Annotated in this window: 18 protein-coding genes and 1 riboswitch; of the genes, 10 read left to right on the top strand and 8 right to left on the bottom strand. The window is 42.5% G+C overall.

Annotated features, from left to right (window positions below):
- Nucleotides 1–169 precede the first annotated feature (169 nt).
- Entirely contained in the window at nucleotides 170–1,333 is a 1,164-nt protein-coding gene (locus ABZP31_RS12615) for an acyl-CoA desaturase (protein ID WP_005018486.1), read from the bottom strand.
- A 196-nt stretch (nucleotides 1,334–1,529) separates the two neighbouring features.
- Between ABZP31_RS12615 and ABZP31_RS12610 the strand changes: the two genes are divergently transcribed.
- A complete protein-coding gene (locus tag ABZP31_RS12610) occupies nucleotides 1,530–2,063 on the top strand; it encodes an META domain-containing protein (protein ID WP_196432060.1) in 534 nt (177 codons plus the stop codon).
- 9 nt (nucleotides 2,064–2,072) lie between these two features.
- Here the strand turns inward: ABZP31_RS12610 and ABZP31_RS12605 are convergent, their stop codons facing one another.
- From ABZP31_RS12605 to ABZP31_RS12595, 3 genes are all read right to left on the bottom strand, one after another.
- Entirely contained in the window at nucleotides 2,073–2,786 is a 714-nt protein-coding gene (locus ABZP31_RS12605; RefSeq protein ID WP_005018491.1) for a glycerophosphodiester phosphodiesterase, read from the bottom strand.
- Nucleotides 2,787–2,830: 44 nt separating this feature from the next.
- A complete protein-coding gene (locus ABZP31_RS12600) occupies nucleotides 2,831–3,409 on the bottom strand; it encodes a cob(I)yrinic acid a,c-diamide adenosyltransferase (protein ID WP_005021357.1) in 579 nt (192 codons plus the stop codon).
- Nucleotides 3,410–3,508: 99 nt separating this feature from the next.
- Nucleotides 3,509–5,326, bottom strand: a complete 1,818-nt coding sequence (locus ABZP31_RS12595; RefSeq protein WP_196432059.1) for a TonB-dependent siderophore receptor — start codon at nucleotides 5,324–5,326, stop codon at nucleotides 3,509–3,511.
- 38 nt (nucleotides 5,327–5,364) lie between these two features.
- Nucleotides 5,365–5,570, bottom strand: a riboswitch (cobalamin riboswitch).
- 145 nt (nucleotides 5,571–5,715) lie between these two features.
- On the opposite strand from ABZP31_RS12595, the gene ABZP31_RS12590 reads away from it, so the two are divergent.
- The 4 genes from ABZP31_RS12590 to ABZP31_RS12575 all read left to right on the top strand — a co-directional run bounded on the left by ABZP31_RS12590 (nucleotide 5,716) and on the right by ABZP31_RS12575 (nucleotide 9,595).
- Nucleotides 5,716–6,357: a phosphoribosylanthranilate isomerase gene (locus tag ABZP31_RS12590; protein WP_196432058.1), complete on the top strand. Its 642-nt coding sequence runs from the start codon at nucleotides 5,716–5,718 to the stop codon at nucleotides 6,355–6,357.
- Nucleotides 6,341–7,570, top strand: a complete 1,230-nt coding sequence (gene trpB / locus ABZP31_RS12585) for a tryptophan synthase subunit beta (protein ID WP_005018505.1) — start codon at nucleotides 6,341–6,343, stop codon at nucleotides 7,568–7,570. Before ABZP31_RS12590 ends, trpB begins: the two co-directional genes overlap by 17 nt.
- Nucleotides 7,571–7,834: 264 nt before the next feature.
- A complete protein-coding gene (locus tag ABZP31_RS12580) occupies nucleotides 7,835–8,344 on the top strand; it encodes a DUF1543 domain-containing protein (RefSeq protein WP_005407019.1) in 510 nt (169 codons plus the stop codon).
- Between the two features lie 255 nt (nucleotides 8,345–8,599).
- Complete coding sequence (locus ABZP31_RS12575; protein ID WP_196432057.1) at nucleotides 8,600–9,595, top strand: DUF2804 domain-containing protein; 996 nt, start codon at nucleotides 8,600–8,602, stop codon at nucleotides 9,593–9,595.
- A 74-nt stretch (nucleotides 9,596–9,669) separates the two neighbouring features.
- Here the strand turns inward: ABZP31_RS12575 and ABZP31_RS12570 are convergent, their stop codons facing one another.
- Entirely contained in the window at nucleotides 9,670–10,548 is an 879-nt protein-coding gene (locus tag ABZP31_RS12570; protein WP_196432056.1) for a metal-dependent hydrolase, read from the bottom strand.
- A gap of 126 nt (nucleotides 10,549–10,674) precedes the next feature.
- On the opposite strand from ABZP31_RS12570, the gene ABZP31_RS12565 reads away from it, so the two are divergent.
- Entirely contained in the window at nucleotides 10,675–11,700 is a 1,026-nt protein-coding gene (locus tag ABZP31_RS12565) for an AraC family transcriptional regulator (RefSeq protein ID WP_248135258.1), read from the top strand.
- Nucleotides 11,701–11,738: 38 nt separating this feature from the next.
- Here ABZP31_RS12565 and ABZP31_RS12560 read toward each other — a convergent pair whose 3' ends face one another.
- A complete protein-coding gene (locus ABZP31_RS12560) occupies nucleotides 11,739–13,070 on the bottom strand; it encodes a Na+/H+ antiporter NhaC family protein (RefSeq protein WP_005021370.1) in 1,332 nt (443 codons plus the stop codon).
- Between the two features lie 353 nt (nucleotides 13,071–13,423).
- On the opposite strand from ABZP31_RS12560, the gene trpA reads away from it, so the two are divergent.
- From trpA to ABZP31_RS12540, 4 genes are read left to right on the top strand one after another with little or no spacing between them, the layout of a single operon-like run.
- The gene (gene trpA, locus ABZP31_RS12555) at nucleotides 13,424–14,227 is read left to right on the top strand and encodes a tryptophan synthase subunit alpha (protein ID WP_005021373.1); all 804 of its coding nucleotides are present in this window, start codon (nucleotides 13,424–13,426) and stop codon (nucleotides 14,225–14,227) included.
- Nucleotides 14,224–15,120, top strand: coding sequence for an acetyl-CoA carboxylase, carboxyltransferase subunit beta (gene accD / locus ABZP31_RS12550; protein WP_005018522.1), 897 nt, complete (start codon nucleotides 14,224–14,226; stop codon nucleotides 15,118–15,120). Before trpA ends, accD begins: the two co-directional genes overlap by 4 nt.
- Complete coding sequence (gene folC / locus ABZP31_RS12545; protein WP_248135260.1) at nucleotides 15,117–16,400, top strand: bifunctional tetrahydrofolate synthase/dihydrofolate synthase; 1,284 nt, start codon at nucleotides 15,117–15,119, stop codon at nucleotides 16,398–16,400. The genes accD and folC overlap by 4 nt, the downstream gene beginning before the upstream one ends.
- Complete coding sequence (locus tag ABZP31_RS12540) at nucleotides 16,397–17,398, top strand: SPOR domain-containing protein (protein ID WP_367156820.1); 1,002 nt, start codon at nucleotides 16,397–16,399, stop codon at nucleotides 17,396–17,398. The genes folC and ABZP31_RS12540 overlap by 4 nt, the downstream gene beginning before the upstream one ends.
- An 8-nt stretch (nucleotides 17,399–17,406) precedes the next feature.
- On the opposite strand, the gene ABZP31_RS12535 is transcribed toward ABZP31_RS12540, so the two are convergent.
- Entirely contained in the window at nucleotides 17,407–17,937 is a 531-nt protein-coding gene (locus ABZP31_RS12535; RefSeq protein WP_196432054.1) for a dual specificity protein phosphatase family protein, read from the bottom strand.
- A gap of 149 nt (nucleotides 17,938–18,086) precedes the next feature.
- Nucleotides 18,087–18,728, bottom strand: a complete 642-nt coding sequence (locus ABZP31_RS12530) for a peroxiredoxin (RefSeq protein WP_075041321.1) — start codon at nucleotides 18,726–18,728, stop codon at nucleotides 18,087–18,089.
- Nucleotides 18,729–18,968: the final 240 nt, after the last annotated feature.

Genomic DNA, 18,968 nt, shown 5'->3' with positions numbered 1-18,968 from the left:
TACCAGACAAATAAAAATATAGATTTACTATAACAAATTTACTGGTCCAGCCTAGTACTAGTTAAGGCATGATAAGAATTGGATACAAATACCTTAAAAACATAACTGCTTTAAAAGAAAAAAGGCTAAAACCCATTTCCGGTTTTAGCCTTTTTTAAAGTTTTAAAAATCAGGTAGTCTGTTTTTTCAGGCCACGCATAACTTCTTCTAACGATTTACGGTGATGAGCCAGACGCTCCTCTACCTGCTGGAATTCACCTTTTAGGCGGTTATCCATCTGGTGGATTTTTTCTGCTACAGCAGCTTTTTTGGCATGAAGCTCCTGTTCCTTGAGTTTAGCCCAGTCATTTAAGGTATGAGTAAAAGCTTCGTATTCCTGAGCAAGCCGCTGTTTAACAGTACTGATATCTGTATTCACATCATGGCCGTAGATAGCAAGATCTTGTTCAGCATATTTAAACTTCATTGCCAGTTCAGCTTTCTTGATATTAAAGCTTGGTATGCGACGCAGATTTTTAGCAAGTCCCAGTTTTGAACAGCTCCAGATGAGCCACTTGGTAGGGTCATATTGCCACCACTTTACACCATTACGATAGTCGTACTGGAAAATGTGGTGATAGTTATGATAACCCTCACCCCAGGTAGCAATTGCCAGCCAGAAGTTATCACGTGCTGTATTTTCATCTGTATAGGGACGTTTACCCCACATATGACAAAGAGAGTTAATAAAGAAAGTCACATGATGACTTAGAACCAGACGTAACAACCCACCCAGTAGAACTACTCCCCAGATATCACCTACAGCCCAGCCAATCCCGCCCAGAATTGCAACATGTACGGCAATTACCAGCGGTACATAGTACTTGTGCTGAAACATAACCAGTTTGTCATTTAAGAGGTCAGGTGCATTTTTATAGTTAGGTGCTGCAGCCGGATAGTCACGAATCATCCAGCCCAAGTGGGCATACCAGAAACCATTATTGATGGAATACGGATCTTCTTCTACATCATCAACATGACGATGATGGGTACGGTGGCCAGAAGCCCAGTATAAAATACTATTTTGTACTGCAAACGTTCCACCAATCATCAGGAGGATTTTTAAAGGCAGGGAGGCTTCATAGGCACGGTGCGCCCATAACCGATGGTAACCTGCAGTAATACTTAAGCTACTAAATGCTAACAAGAAAAATAAGCTGAGCCATGCACTTAAGCTAAAATCATGATGATACGCGTAAAGCGGAATCAGAACAGCGGCAGCAATGGGAGTCCCAAGTAGAGTAATACTGGCGGTCCAGTTAATTGGGGCTTTAGTTAGGGGAGGATTATTCATCTCCAGTAACGCTCCTACAAGCCTTTGCAACAAAGGCAAAAACGAAACAGCGCAGCTATTTTTTGTCAAAAATAGCCATAAGACCCGCATCTTAACATGTGAGTACAGCTGTTCACTAGCATTATTGTACGCTTGTACACCTTAAACCGTAACAGAATGAATGTTTGTTTTTCACGCGTAAGCAGGAGAGTACAATATGAAGAAATATACTGATAAAGCGTTTAAAAAATATACCTTTTTGAATCTAAGGCTTAGCGTGCTTACAGGCAGTTTAATGTTCTTGATTGGGCTTGCAGGCTGCCAGTCATCACAACATTCCACTTCTCTAGAATCCCGCCCAGTCTCAAAACAAAAAGTAGTGACTCAAGCATCATCTAAGCAGCTCAGCCGTGACGGTGTTCAGGATGTAAATTGGCGTATTGTCAAAATTAAAAGCCAGCCAGCCAAATTTTTCAATCAGGTACCTTTTATTCGCTTAAACTCTGTATCAAGAACCGTGACCGGACATACAGGATGTAATACTGTCTTTGGGCGTTATGACATTAATACGGCCCAGAAAACCCTGAACTTGACTGCTAAGGCAGGACATCAGAGTTGTGATCAGGCACTGGCACAGGAAGCTGATCTGGCTGATGCTCTAGAGCGGGTCAGCCGTTTCCAGCTGAATAATAAGCAGCTGTATTTGCAGGACCGGACTGGCCAGATTCTGATTCAGGCCGAGCAAAACTAGCTAACCGGTTTAAAGCTGACTCTGCATGGTTTTGGGAATGTCGGTAATAAGACCTTGTACCCCTGCATCACGCAGGGCTTTTGCCCGCTCAATACTGTTGACTGTCCAAACACTAATATTCAGTTGAGCTAAATGAGACAGTTGAATCATTTCAGGAGTAGCCAACTGGTCCATCCAGCCAATGTGCGAGCAGCCTAAATGATGGGCTTTTTCGATTGCCTTGCTTTTAATATCATCTTCTACCAGAAGGCCGCGTTTAAATCTGCTGCGTTGCTGCTGCAAGCTACTTAAGACTTTTTCATCAAAGCTGGTGATAGTAACCTGTTGCTCCAGACCCTGTAGCTGTTGTTCTAGGCTCAGTGTCAGTTTTTCTGCTTCTGGAAGTGTAGTAACCGGTTTAATCTCAACTTCAATATGCTCAAAGTCATTTACCAGACTAAGCACCTGCTGTAATTTTGGCGTGTTTTCCGTTTTAGGCCAGTTGGCCCACTGATGCCGATGGTCATAACGTACCAGATCACTTTCAACACATTCATACAGGGGGTGAGGTAAGCCTGCGGTTCTCAGAAAGTTATCATCATGAATAACAGTAAGACAGTTATCCTTGAGCTGCCGTACATCAAACTCGACAGCACGAACTCCCAAATCACGTAAATACTGGAAGCCCCCTAGTGTATTTTCAGGAGCTTCACCACGGGCACCACGATGGCCAATAATTTTCATGAAACAACTCGAACGAGTTTTGAACTTAACTGAATATTATAAACCTAAATTGTGTCATTTATATTTTTTTGCCACAGAACCTCATTGCCACCCTCAGCCCGTTGCAAGGCACGTGAAGCCACGAACAACCAGTCCGATAAACGGTTCAGAAGTTGTAAGGACGTTGGTTGGATATTCTGGTCACGGCTATGTACAGACATCAGGGTGCGCTCGGCACGACGGCAAACAGCACGTGCCTGATGGGCATAACTACAGGCTAAAGTGCCTGCCGGTAAGATAAAGTCCTTTAACATCGGTAGATCTTCATTCATCCGGTCAATTTCCTTTTCAAGAAATTCCACTGAAACTTGTTGTAGCAGGTTGAAATTTGGAATACAGACTTCACCCCCTAAGTCGAACAGCCAGTGTTGAATTAAACTTAGAGATTTATCCCAGCAGCTTTTGTCTTTAATTGTACTCACTGCAATTTGTGCACGTAAGACGCCTATACATGCATTCAACTCATCCACATCCCCTAAAGCGTCTATACGCAGATCATCCTTGGCGACGCGTGAGCCATCTCCAAGGCCGGTAGTACCTGAGTCGCCTGTACGGGTATAAATTTTACTTAAACGGTGGCCCATAAGTTTTCCTTAAACTGAAAGCAATAAAAAAGGATAATGCCGGTCAGAACATTATCCATAAACTGCGCTGTTTTAAATATATTTTTTAGAGTTCAAATATTAATAACGGAATGTAACACCGGCTGAGGCGAGGCGGCCGCCATTAATATAATAACTCCCACTGCCATATGCTGTACGATATTTTGAATCACTAACGTTTTGAATGTTAGTAAAAATATTTATATGGTTATTGATTTGATATTGTCCATGAATATCTACACGGAAATGGCCCGGGATTTGGACATCGTCAAAGGCACTATTATCATAATGTCCATTTGCAAGCATCGTAGTTGAGAAGATGTAATGTTCATCCCTCCAGCCTGCTGTTAAAGCAATATTTTGACGCGGACGACGGCTTAAATCTTCATCACTGTTCTTATTCTTTGCACGGACATAATTGTAGCTTAAATTTGTAAATAAGTTTTTACCTTGCCATTTCACATAAAGCTCACTACCTTCCATTTTCGCTTTATCAAGGTTTTTCATCTGATTGAGAATACCATCAAAGTCAATAAGATTATCAACCTGGGTGATATAGAGAGATAAACCAGTTGAAATATTATAAGCTAGTTTCTGGTCTAGACCGATTTCATATGAAAGGCTTTCTTCTGGTTTTAAGTCAGGATTTCCACCATAAGCATACATGTCATTAAGTGTAGGCGCTTTAAAGGCTGAACCAATATTTCCATAAACACTGGTTAATGGTAGAACTTGGTAACGAACAGAACCTTGAGCAACAGTGTGTGTGCCGAATTTCTCATTGTCTTCAACACGAAGGCCAACCTGTGTATTTAATCCTGCCTGATCATATTTATGTTGAATATAATAGCCTGTCGAATTAACATCTTCCTGATATGGCGTGCCATATGAAATGACATCCCCATCAATGTTTCGATGTGTTACACCCAGCAATAATTTTTGATTTGGTGTGAAGCCCCATTGGCTATAAATTTCAGCTTCTTGGGTTTTGCTATGTACATAATCTGAAGAACTATTTTGATCAATATCATCTTTAAATTGAGAGATACGTGCGTTTAACGCTAGATTCTCAAGAATATTTATACGACCTTTAACATTAATAATTTCATTTTTAAAATCTTGAGAAATTAGGTTCCCATAATTGTCATAATCGCTATAGCCTTCATTTTCGCTATAATCAACAGAAGCAGCATAATTTTCTTTATCAACCCCTATCTTTGCACTATAACCTTTTTGATCAAATGAGGCATTAGGAGCATTTTTTATATCTTTTATGGGTGTCCCATCAGTTTCTAGACGTTGGCCACGAATTTGTGCATAAAAATCATTCTCTACTAGATCAGCACCAATAACAGACTTATATGTTTTATCTTCACCAATTTCACCCGTAATAAAAGCTGAGGTTTTTTCAGGTGTTTTTGAAATTAGTTGTACAACACCAGAAATTGCATCAGTACCGTATAAAACAGAGGCTGGTCCTTTTAGTACTTCAATCTGCTGAATATCTGTTGTGTCAATAAATGCGAGTGATGCCGTGCCAGAAGTTGCTGAATTTAGACGAACTCCGTCTCTTAATATAAGAGCTTGATCTGATTTGCCGCCACGTAAGAAAATTGAAGCTATTTGTCCATAACCTCCGCTTTGTACCATATTGATAGCAGCATCTGTCTGTAATAATTGTGGTAAAGATGCGATGGGTGACTGTTCAAGAACCTCAGGTTCAATAATCGTAATTCGAGCAGGTACTTCACTTACTTTTTCAGCACTTTTTGACGCAGTTACTACAATTGGATCAAGTTGAGCCGATATAATCGTATCTTCAGCAAAAATTGCAGGAGAAAACCCCATCGCAATAGCGATAGCCCCTACCAGACGGGTAGGTTGAAATAAAATAGACATGACTTTATGCTCCATACATTCACCCCCCGTGAATGATTGAGTTGACAGGCGCAACAAGCAGGTCTCCGGACTCAAACATAAATATTGCTTTGCAATATTGGCATATTCGCCTTCCCACACTTTATGCAGTGGCGTAAGTTAAAACTCAAATAATATGCGGTTCATTTTACCGTTGCGGGGGCAGTGTTGGATTTGCACCAACTTCCCTAAAGCTCTAAGCTAGACTTGTTGCAATCGCGCGCAGTATAAAGTTTGCCTGTCAATTAAACAATCCATATCAAGAATATTCAGGATGAATTTTACGCAAGCCAAAAAAATTGCATTACAATGAACGGCCCGTCATATTTATAGATGAACTATAAACCAGGCAGTCTAAGAGCCAGAACTGTATGCGTACCCGTGCTAAAATTTGTGGAATTACCCGAACTTCTGATATTCAGGCCGCTGTTGAGGCGGGTGCAGATGCTATTGGGCTGGTGTTTTATGCACCAAGCCCCCGATATGTCAATATGATACAGGCTAAAAATCTGATAAAACATATACCTGCTTATGTCCAGATTGTTGGACTATTTGTTAATGCTACTGCAAGTGATGTCTGTCAGGTACTGCATGACATTCCATTAGATGTGCTTCAGTTTCATGGTGATGAAACGCCTGAACAGTGCCAGAATATTGCAAAGCAGGCTAAACGGCGCTGGTATAAAGCAATTCAGGTCAAACCTGATCTGGATATATCGGCCCAGATCAGTCATTATCAGCAAGCAGGTGCAAGTGCTGTATTACTGGATGCCTGGCATCCTGTACTTAAAGGTGGTACAGGACACCAGTTTGACTGGTCAAAATTTCCTAAAATCGATGTACCTTTAATCCTGGCAGGTGGTTTAACGCCTGAAAATATTAAAGAAGCTATTCAGACTACCGGAGCATTTGCGGTAGATGTCAGCGGAGGCGTAGAGTCCGCAAAAGGTATTAAAGACCAGCAACTCATTGAACGATTTATGCAAGGAGTCCAACGTGGATCAGCAAAATAATGTGATTGACTACACCCGGTACCCGGATGCCCGTGGGCATTTTGGTATCCATGGCGGACGTTTTGTGTCAGAAACGCTGATGGCGGCTTTAGAAGATTTAGAAAATCTATATAACCGCATGAAAAATGATGAGCAGTTTCTGGCAGAATTCGACCGTGATCTTGCCTACTATGTAGGTCGTCCTAGTCCTTTATATTATGCTGAGCGATGGTCAAAAGAATTAGGCGGTGCGCAGATTTATCTGAAACGTGAAGACTTGAATCATACCGGCTCCCATAAAGTGAATAACACGATCGGACAGGCTCTGCTTGCTAAGCTTTCTGGTAAAAGACGGATTATTGCAGAAACTGGCGCCGGTCAGCATGGAGTAGCTACCGCTACAATTGCAGCACGTCTGGGAATGGAATGTATCGTTTATATGGGCGCAGAAGACGTTAAACGACAGGCCATGAACGTGTACCGTATGCGTTTGCTGGGCGCGACTGTAGTACCGGTAGAAAGTGGCTCTAAGACACTCAAAGATGCCATGAATGAAGCCATGCGTGACTGGGTTACCAATGTCGATTCTACTTATTATGTAATTGGTACAGTAGCGGGTCCGCATCCATATCCACAACTGGTTCGTGACTTTCAGTCGATTATTGGCCGTGAAGCCCGTCGTCAAATTCAGGAGCAGGCCGGACGTTTACCCGATGCACTGGTTGCCTGTGTAGGAGGCGGCTCTAATGCTATGGGACTATTTTATCCGTTTTTAAATGATGAAAATGTCCAGATGTATGGTGTAGAGGCCGCAGGACACGGTATCGAGACAGGCAAACATTCAGCACCATTGAATGCTGGTCATGTCGGTGTATTGCATGGTAACCGTACTTATTTGATGTCAGATGCACAGGGCCAGATTATTGAAACCCATTCTATTTCGGCAGGTCTGGATTATCCGGGAGTAGGGCCGGAACACAGTTTTCTAAAAGACATGAAACGTGTGAATTATGTGCCCATCAATGATACAGAAGCCTTACAAGGTTTTCGTGATCTGACCCAGATTGAAGGAATCATTCCTGCACTGGAAAGCTCACATGCCATGGCCTATGTTTCCAAGCTGGCACCCACCATGTCAAAAGATCAGATTATCATTGCAACCGTATCAGGACGTGGTGACAAAGACCTGATGACTGTTGCCCGTATTGACGGTGTAGAAATGGTTGAGATGTAATTCTCCATCTCTTCATACACCTAAAATAGCTCGTGCTGGATTAAACTCCAGCACGATTTTTTTATTTATCAGATCAATTAATACTTTTATCAATTTTAGAATATTAAAAATATTTATAAGTAGAGTGGCTATTAATATAACTTGGTATTTCAATGATTGATTGCTAAAAATATAAGATCTTTTTCTGGTTGGTCCGATTTTATCAAGACAGGATAAAATTATGGCCAATACACCTCATCTATAGATATTTTGACAGGAGTATCAATGCCTAGTCTATTTATTGTTATGCTTGGCGGACGACATGCACGTGCCAATACTGAAGTACATGATGTGGTGCTGGCAGTCGGGGATACACTTGAAGAAGTTTACCCCCAACTCAAGCAGTCGTGGTTTGGAGAACAGAAAGGCCTGCACATAGATGCATGGGCTAAAATCAATGGTATAACGTTTGAAGAAAAGAATTATCAGATCCATTTTACCCAAGCTCAGCCTCAGGCTTCTGAACAGAAACTCTATTTAATTAACCTTGGCGGTTATGATGCACAGGAATTTGGGGAACTGCATCGTTATGTACTGGTCGTAGCACAGAACCATATGATAGCCAAACAGCGGGGGAAGCAGTATTTTGCCAGACATTGGAAAAAACAGCATACAGACCGCGTATTAGATATTGATGACTGTATTGCCATTGATCAGGTTTATGGCCGTTACATACAATTGATAGAAGGTAATTTTTTTGGTAATTGTTGGGAAAATACCTATCTAACCATTTAATCAAAAAATTGGTAAAAGAAGTTCTGGATATTTTCTGGAAAAGCATAATTGACTGTTAAACCCAACTGTTTAATACTTGAACAGTGTTTTTTCTATATTGTTTTGAAATTTATGGAAGAGTCTCCTTAAACGGTTTAAATGAGCAAAAAAATAAAGGGAAATATAGAGAGTAAAATGATCTTAGTAGGCAGATTATAGTTTTTAAAAAGCTTAAATAAGCTGATATAGCTTGGGTTTGGGAGCAGGGGAAATAAAATGGATTTGATTCAGGCAAATGGACAGCCGCGTTATGGGCGATTTTCTCAATTGCCGAGTAGTATCAGCCTTGACCAGTACGAGTACAAAACACCCTATGGGGAGGTCCTTCAAGGCTGGCGTAAAAAACTAAAATATAAAAAGTTTAAATTCTGTAGTATTCAGCATGAACATTATTCAATTGGTCTGGCAATTGTTGATATTGGCTGGGCCGGACATGCTTTTTTCTATATTTATGATCATGCAAATGAGCAGGTGCAGCAGTGGAATGCAATTCAGCCTTTTGGCTATAGAACCCATCTGGATGAGCAGCCACTTTACAATCAGAGTCATTTCTACAAATCACCCTTTGCAATTGAAATCCAGCATGCCAATGGGGTGCGTTATATCCGTATAACCAGACATGGCGAAATTAAATTAAGTGCACGAATGTTTTGTGCCGGTACCCAGCCCTTGAGTTTGTGTAGTCCAAATGGAATCAATGGGTGGACTTATACCCAGAAACTGACCACCTTGGCCGTAGAAGGTTATTTTGTTAATAAGCAGAAACAGACCATTCAGTTTAATGAAACCAGTTTTGCTTCACTGGATGACACCTGTGGTTTTCTAAGACCGGAAACTGCCTGGTACTGGCTGTCATGCAATTTCTGGGATGCTAAAAAACGGCGAATTGGATTGAATCTGGCCTCTGGGGTGAATGAAAGCTTTGGTAATGAAAACTCGCTCTGGATTAATGGTGAGCTTTTTACTTTAAGTGATGTATTATTTGAACCGATTGATGACAAAAGCTGGAGTATCCGCGCATTAGATCAGCGTTTAAATCTGGTGGTCCAGACCAGCTGGCGTCGTTATGAAAGTATTAACTTACGAATGGTAGGAAGCCAGTTTAGCCAATGGCAGGCAAAAATAAGTGGAACAATCCGGACTGAACAGGATGAAACTATAGAACTTCTATTTGAACATGGCTTATTAGAACAGCACTATGCAAAATGGTAATGTTCGCTTATTTATAGTGACTCAAAAATGAAAAGGCCAAGATGACTCAGCCTTTCCATTTTTTATATATAGCTTTAGTCTTGTGCTGCCTGCCAGAAAGCCTCTCCTGCCAGAACCGGATCACCCGTTTCTTCTAGTGTTTTTATCCATACATCATATTGCGCAATAATAGGATGCTGACTGGGATGAAAGTCTTTTTTAAACCAGTCCCGGTACTGTTTGCCCATACGTGTTAATGTACCGTGACGGCCAAAAAACCAGGGTAAACCCCGAACATTCATCTGCAAGCGTTGCCAGGCAGAAAAGCCGTCATGCCTTAACATGACGTTGGCACGATAAAGAGTAAAACCAAACATCAGGCCGGTAGTCCACACTAAAGTAAATTTACGGGTCATTTCTGGCACATTGGCGATGTCATGCATGACATCAAATGCAACATCACGATGTTCCATTTCTTCAATAGCATGCCAGGCAAACAGAGCACGGACATAGGGATGCGCATCTTTTAAAGTTGATTTGTATGCAAAAAAAGTCTCGGCCATTAACGCGGTGAGATGCTCGGCAGCAGCAGTCATGGCAATATTATATTCAGGAGAACGCTGCTCGAGTTCAAATTTGAAAATTCTGGTTAAACGCTGAATAAACTGATCTACGGGCATACCCTGTGCTTTCATGAGCTGGTTCATCTGATCATGGGCAATTCCATGCTGTGCTTCCTGACGGATAAAATCAGCCACCCGGTTCTTCAGCTCAGGGTCGGTAATCTGATCACGAAACAGGCGTACACTCTGAATAAAATAACGCTCACCATCAGGGAAGGTCAGACTTAATGCATCAAACATACGAGTAATAAACGGATCACCGCCAAACCAGAAACGTGGTATTTCATTCAGTTTGAAATTCAGGTGAGAGCGCACCACCGGACGGGCTTGATACTGGACTACTGCATTCATATTATTTTACTTCATATAGCCATTTATACTGCTCAGTATGTCGGGCTTTATCGCTTTTGTTTTGACAGTTCTTGCCAATTTTTATACTTTTTACGACAGCAGGACAGTTAATGGATTAAGCTGCACATGTCAGTATTCAAAATATCAAATGGTTATTTCCATTTATGGAAAACCTGCTTGCAGAGCAAAAACCTGAACTGGCGCCAGCTGGACATATCTGCTGAACAGCAGCAACAGCTTGAGCATATTTTAAGTCTGCCGATTGATACCCAGTCAGACATGCAGTTTTTTCTTGATTTGATTGAGGTAAGCCGGCAACAGTGGTCGCTTCCGAATCTGGTACTCGATATGGCCTACTGTATTAGCCCGGCAAACTTCGGTGTACTAGGCTATATGGCTTCCAATAGCGCTACCTTGGCACAGGCAATTCAATACGTGATGCGGTTTCATCGTTTAGTGATTGACAGTGAGCAGGCATTACCTCTGCATATTACCGAATATAAAAACAAAATCCGCCTCTATTGGCCTTTGGTTGATGAGCAGATGACGGTATTATGCGAACTGACTCTGGCTGCAATGGTACATTTGGCCCGTCAGATCATCCCTGAACAGCAGCTTTTTTTACAGGCTGTGGAGTTTGTCCATTTTCCAAAAGTTTCCTTACTGAATTACCAAAAGTTTTTTCAGTGTACGCTAAAGTTTCAGCAGCCTTATTATGCTATTACCTTTGCACGGGAAAGTTTAAGTAGCCGGCCATATCAGGCAGATTCTACCCTTATACAGTTGCTGGTCAGGCAGGCAGAAGAAGCGCTGGCCTCTAAAGCGACAGCGCAGGATCTTACCCAGCAAATTCACTGGATTGTAGGTGAATATATGAAACAGCAGCAACGGGCACCTTTACTGGAATGGATTGCAGACGAGTTGCATCTATCTGTGCGAAGTCTGCAGCGCGCCTTAAAAAAGCAGGATACTTCCTTTAAGGAAATTGTAGACCTGCAGACGATGAAGCGCTGTGAGCTATTACTGGTACAAAATGAAAGTCTAAACCGGATTGCTGAGCAGCTGGGCTATTCGGACCAGTCAGCATTAGCACGCGCCTATAAACGGGTGAGAGGCTCTACACTGCTGGCATTTCGTAGAGCACAGCAATGAGACCATTTATATAATAACTGTTTACAATATAGGCTGATTCAGACTGTTTTCAGGCGTGGATAACGGAACAGGATGGAGAGGATGGCAAAAATTGCCAAGACCCAGCAGTAATAAATATGGCCAAGCAGCTCAACAGGCGACAGTTTGGCAATGGAGCAGGCCAATAGCAATTGAGCTCCATAAGGAATCAGACCCTGAACAACACAAGAAAAAATATCCATTAGAGCAGCCACACGTTTTGGATCAAGTCCATATTCTTTGCTGACTTCACGTGCCATGTCACCTGAAAGGATAATTGCTACGGTATTATTTGCCACAAACAGATTGGAGAAAACTACCAGAAAACTGACCCCCAGTTCACCGGCCCGTTCACGGCTAATCCTGAATAGACGCGTAACGCTATAGATCCGCTCAATCAGCCACTGCAGTCCGCCTTCCTTTTGCATGATGGCAGACAAACCGCCTAAAAACATAGACAGCAAGGCAACTTCAAACATGCCGACAAAACCGTCATATATTGCAGTGTTTAGCTTCAATAGATTAAATTCAGGCTGTACAAACAAACCGATAAGACCTGAAAGCAAAATTCCTGTACCTAAAGTAACCAAAACATGCAAACGGCTAAAAGCCAGCAAGAAAACAGCCAGATACGGTAAAATGAGCCATAAATTATAAGAAGTATGCTCAATGGTCTGGGAGTCATGCGTGGTTAGAATATAGATCATCAAAGTAATTACCGAAGCGGGGACGGCAATCCAGACATTCACCCGGAACTTATCGCGCAATTCAACATTCTGACTACGGGTAGCGGCAATTGTAGTATCTGAAATCATTGAAAGGTTATCACCGAACATTGCGCCACCTACCACTGCACCAATAGCGTAAACCACTTCAATATCGGTAACTTGGGCAAATCCAAAAGCAATTGGTGCACAGGCAGCGATTGTTCCCATTGAGGTGCCCATCGCCGTAGCGATAAAAGCTGAAATAATAAACAGCATGGGTAAAACAAAAGAAGGCGGAATAATAGAAAGTCCGAGCTGTACGGTTGCATCTACGCTGCCAATGGTACTGGAAACACTGGCAAAAGCTCCTGCAAACATAAACACCATGAACATAAGAATCAGGTTCGGATGACTGGCACCTTTTAGAAATTCTTCAATAGCTTCATTAATCTGGCCGCGATAGATCAGCAATGCAAGAATAATCGCTGGGAGGGCTGCAACAGGAGCTTTAACTTGATAAAAGGCAAATTCGGTTCCGATAATTGAATGGTAAATACCACTGCCTAAAAAGATGGCCAAAAATACAATAAGCGGAAGCAGTGCAAGCACGCGAGCCTGCACCTTGCTAGAAAGGTCGGAGGTCATAAAGTATAAGAGAGAATAAGAAAACCTTTATAGTATAAGGCAGGTTTCAATATTTCAGTAAATTTAAACAACCGTGCAGGAAAACTGCAAGATATAAAAAATAAAGGCTGTAAAAATTAGGTCTAACTCATTTAAGTTCATTTCAGACAGCCCAAAAATAGGAAGCTTTGATCATTGAGAAAAAAACGAAAATATTGATAAATGTAGACCTCGGGTTGTTCTGGAATAGATCGCCACAATGCGCTGCTTGCTTGCTCTATCTATTGAGTAAAAAATAGCGTTACAATGCAGCGTCTTGTATTTCTACAAAACCAAGTTCTCAGTTTTCAATGATTCAAGGAATGCACAACCCTATGTCACGTTTAGCCACCCGTTTTGAGCAGCTTAAATCACAACAGCGTAAAGCTTTGGTTTCTTATGTGATGGCTGGTGATCCAGCACCGCATGTAACAGTCCCGCTGTTACATCGCATGGTGGAAGCAGGGGTAGACGTGATTGAACTTGGGTTGCCATTTTCAGATCCAATGGCAGATGGTCCAGTCATTGCTTTGGCTGCAGAGCGGGCACTGGCAGGTGGAACCAATACGCTAGATGCACTGAATATGGTAAAAGAATTCCGTGAGACGGATCAGGAAACACCGGTCGTACTTATGGGTTATCTGAATCCGGTCGAAGTAATTGGCTATGAGCAGTTTGTTTCAACAGCCAAAGCTTGTGGTGTAGATGGCATATTGCTAGTCGACTTGCCGCCTGAAGAATCTGATCGTCTGGTGACGATCCTGAAACAGCATGAGATGGATCAGATCTTCCTGCTTGCTCCGACCTCAACCGACCAGCGTATTCAGCACGTAGTAAAACAGGCTAGTGGCTTTATTTACTATGTTTCGCTCAAAGGTGTAACTGGAGCTGCCAGTCTGGATGTCACTGCAGCTGCAGAACGTATCGAAAAAATCAAAAAAGCCACCGATGTTCCAGTCGGAGTAGGCTTTGGAATTAGCGATGCGGCTTCTGCAAAAGCAATGGGCAGTGTGGCAGATGCAGTAATTGTGGGAAGCGCTTTTGTAAAAACTTTTGCAACTTTGGCCCCAGAACAAGCCGTTGAGCAAACGGTCAATAAAGTCAAGGAGCTTCGAGCAGCGCTCGATGAATTAGTATGAATCAAGAAGTGAAACCAGGGAAAATCCTTAGTACACCAACACCATGGACGGAACGTTCGGTTCCGGGTATTGAGGTACCTGACGAACAGCAGGCTTTAAAAGCCACCTTTACCGAGCCAACTATTGAGTGCCCGGAATGTCATGCCCTGGTTACACGTACGGCTATGTCTTTTAATGCCTATGTTTGTCCACAATGTGATGAACATTTACGTATGAAAGCCCGCGAACGCCTGACTTGGTTCCTGGATCAGGTCACAGCTGAACTTGGTCAGGAATTTACTGCTAAAGATCCATTACATTTCGTCGACAGTCGTCCTTATCCGGAGCGTATGCGTGAAGCACAGGATAAGACCGGTGAAAGTGAAGCTCTGATTGTCATGCAGGGTACGCTTAAAAATCTTCCGCTAGTGGCTTGTGCTTTTGAGTTTGATTTTATGGGCGGTTCCATGGGTACGGTTGTGGGCGACCGCTTTGTGCAGGCCGCTGAGCGAGCAATCGCACAACGTCAGCCGCTGATCTGTTTTGCAGCTTCAGGTGGTGCCCGTATGCAAGAAGGGATGTTGTCTCTTATGCAGATGGCTCGTACTTCTGCAGCGATCCAGCGACTTAAGGATGCAGGTTTACCTTATGTTGTGGTCTTGACTCATCCGGTATATGGTGGTGTTACTGCATCTCTAGCTATGCTGGGCGATGTACATATTGCTGAGCCTAAAGCCATGATTGGTTTTGCTGGTAAACGCGTTATTGAGCAAACTGTTCGAGAAAAGCTTGAAGAGCCGTTCCAGCGTGCTGAATACCTGCTTGATCATGGTGTAGTCGATCAGATTGTCCACCGTCATGCATTACGTGATACTGTATATCGCATTGTAGCTAAACTGATGAACTTGCCTTGAACAATGCTCCACATGCAACCGATACATTAAACACATGGCTCGATTATTGGAGCCATGTTCACGTTACAGGGATTGATTTAGGTCTTGAACGGGTCATCCCTGTTGCTGAAAAACTGGAAGTCACCCAACCTGTTGCCAAGGTATTTACTGTCGCTGGTACCAATGGCAAGGGATCAACCACCACCACTCTGGCCGCAATTCTCAATGCGCAGGGTTATAAGGTGGGTTTATATCAATCTCCTCATATTTACCGTTTTAATGAACGGGTCAAACTGGCCGGTCAGGAAGTTGATGACCAGTCCCTGATCAATGCGTTTGTAGCTGTAGATCAGGCCCGCCGTGAATGTGGACTGAGCCTGTCTTTTTTTGAAGCCACTACACTGGCCGCTTTTGTCATCTTTAAGCAGCAGCAATGTGATGTCTGGGTACTAGAAGTCGGGTTAGGTGGACGCCTCGATGTGGTTAATGTGGTTGATCCGGATATTGCTGTCATTACCAATATTGGACTCGATCATACTGACTGGTTAGGTGATACTATTGAAAAAATTGCCTATGAAAAGGCCGGGATTATCCGTCCCGGTATTCCTGTAGTATTTGGTGGTTTACAGACTCTGCCTCAAGCCATCCAGACAAAAGCCGAAAGTTCACAGGCAACGCTATATACCGCTAATCGGGATTATTTCTTTAAATATAGTGAAAATGGACAGTACTGGTTTTTTGCTTCATCGGGCCTGACCGTGAAATTGCCAGTCGGCTCACTGGCACTAGAAAATATTGCGCTGGCTGTTGCGGCAGTTCTGCTGAGTGGCCTTGATGTTACTCAAACTGCTGTTGCTCAGGGCATTCAAAAAGCTCGCCTGCCGGGGCGTTTTGAAATACGTAAATTGCAGAATCGCACTATAATTTTAGATGCAGGGCATAATCCTCATGGTGTAGAATTTTTGTTAAAGCAATTGCGAAAATTTCTGGAATACAATAAACAATACACGGAAATTATAACTGTCTTTTCAATGTTGGCAGATAAAGATATTGAAACCGTGGTGGATATACTCAAACCTGCTGTTTTAAGTTGGAATATTGCCCCGTTAACCGTACCGCGTGCAGCTTCTTTGGTGCAGCTTGGCTTTGCATTACAGGAAGAGACAGTTAAACAGTTCAGCAGTGTGCAAGAAGCATTTCACTCGGCAGTGGCCGAAGCTCAACAGCACCAGCTGATTTTGGTTTGCGGTTCGTTTCATACCTTAGAAGCGGTTTGGGAGTATCTGGAAGAATGTCAATGAATAGCAAACAGCGCTGGATGGGAGGCGTTGTTTTATTAGGTGGTGGTGTTTTATTGGCAGCATTACTCTTAAAGGGTAAAGAAGAAATTGACCAAAAACATGTTCAGGTTCTCCCAACTGAACAAGTACAACAACAACGTAAAAATCCTGCTAACCAAGATCTGGTTCAGCTACAACCTTTAGCTGTAGATGTCGAAACTGAAAAGCGTCTGCTTGAGGAGCAGCGTCGCGCGCGTGAGAGAGCAGTTGCCGAACAGGAAGCACGTGCTGCAGAATTTTTACAAATGCAACAACAGGCCGAAGCAGAGGCTGCAAGAAAAGCTGCTGAGGAATATGCAACGTTAAATGCCTTGCGTAATGGAAATCAGGAAAGTTCAGATAATATTCCACCTGAACTGGTTGATGAGAAAGCTAAATCAGCACCTAATACACAAAATAAACCACAGAATACTCTGAACGCACAGCAGTCAGAAGCTCAGAAGAAGGAAGCTCAGCGCAAGCAGGAAGCTGAGCGTCAGGTGGTTGAAAAAAAGCGCAGTGAGCTAGAGGCCAAACAAAAGGCTGAGGCAGAACGCAAAGCGGCGGCAGAGAAAAAGGCCCAAGAAGAGCAAAAACGTAAAGCAGCAGAGAAAAAAGCTGCCGAGGAAAAAAACTTAAAAGCTGAAGCTGAAAGGAAAAAATCTCAGGAAGAGGCCAAGAAAAAAGCCGAAGCTGAAAAAGCTCGTAAATTACTGGAGGAAGGAGATGATGACCGACAGTGGATGGTCCAGGTGGCTCTGGCAGCTAATGAAGCTAATGCAGACGCCATTGTCTCCAAATTACGTGCTAAAGGCTATAAAGTTACCCGTAGCCCAACTTCTAAAGGAATCCGGATTATGGTCGGACCGGCTAAAGACCGGGACACGGCAGATGAAGCCCGTAAAAAAATTGTTAATGATGCCAGCCTGAATATGAAATCTGCTTGGGTTATTGACTGGGTACCACTCGATAAACGCTAATCCTATCATTATTTTTGTTCTGGACTCTGCAGCTGTTGCCGGGTCCATTGAATATTTTCTGTACTAAAGAGTCGCTCTATATTCTTCCAGATAACATGGTAACCATAACCCCCATGCTTCATTTCAAGTAAAGCCTGCTCTGTGCTCCAGTTTTCAAATACAATACGGTACATTGCAATACTGGCACCAGTACGGTCTGAGCCATGATAGCAATGAATCAGTACCTTCTGTCCAGAGTGTTGAGCTTGCTTTAGATATCGCATAATTCCCAGCAACTGTTCACGGTTCATTGCCCAGGTGCGAATGGGCAGATGTATGACTTGAATATTCTCTCCCTCTAAAATACCGCTATCCCGGTCGTGTGTACGCAGATTAATTACAGTCTTGATATTTTTCTGTTTTAATAAAGGTAATAAACCGGAACTGGGCTGTTCGCTACGGTAGACCCATGAACTGACCCGATAAAAATTATGTGCTGCTGAAAGCTGGTTGCCCCAGTGCTCAGGTCGCTGATGGTCGGGCAGCGCAGGAGCAGTCATGCATCCATTGACTATCAACACACTGCTGCATAGACCTGTGAGAATGTATCTGTTTTCTATCATCCTGCTTTTCTTTAAATTAAGTAGCTATTTATAACAAAAAGCCTATCTGCAAGAGATAGGCCTAAGAGAATATAAACAGATTAAATTTAGTCTTTATCAGGTTGTGGAGTTAAGCGTAGATAAGGTTTAACCGCCTTATAACCCTTTGGAAAACGTTCTTTTAGTTCGGCTTCATCCTGAAGAGATGGAACAATCACAACATCTTCACCTTGTTGCCAGTTTGCTGGAGTAGCGACTTTGTGATTATCGGTAAGTTGTAATGAATCTACAACGCGCAGGATTTCATTAAAATTACGACCAGTAGATGCAGGATAGGTAATAATCAAACGTACTTTTTTATTCGGATCGATAATTACCAGAGAGCGGACAGTTGTAGTTTCACTGGCATTTGGATGCAGGAAACCATAAAGTTCGGAAACCTTGCGATCCTGATCTGCAATAATCGGAAAATTTACTGTAGTGTTCTGGGTCTCATTAATGTCATTTATCCAGCCTTTATGTGATTCCACATCATCTACAGATAAAGCAATCGCTTTTACTCCGCGGCGTTCAAACTCGTCTTTAAGCTTTGCAGTATAGCCCAGTTCAGTGGTACAGACCGGAGTATAGTCGGCAGGATGTGAAAACAGAATTCCCCAGCTATCTCCAAGAAATTCATAAAAATCAATAATTCCTTCACTAGACTGCTGCTGGAAATTTGGTGCGGTATCGCCTAGGCGTAATGTCATGATTATTGCCTCTAATTCTGATTGGTAAGTATAGTCTTTATATAATATGGAACAGATCTTTAGTATTGAGAACCACTGTTTACATATTTTCTTATGAAAATTTTGTATATGAATATTTTAATTTTCATCAGTAATTCTGATGGAAAACTCTTTTCTGTGCTAGGTGAAACTGTTGTAAGTTTGCTAAATTAGCAGCATTTTCGTGTAGCGATATGCATGCCATTCAACAATTTTTTTTAC

The sequence above is a fragment of the Acinetobacter sp. FL genome (assembly GCF_040744925.1).
GTDB classification, from domain to species: Bacteria; Pseudomonadota; Gammaproteobacteria; order Pseudomonadales; family Moraxellaceae; genus Acinetobacter; species Acinetobacter radioresistens.
This window is presented reverse-complemented; position numbering and strand designations above follow the sequence as displayed.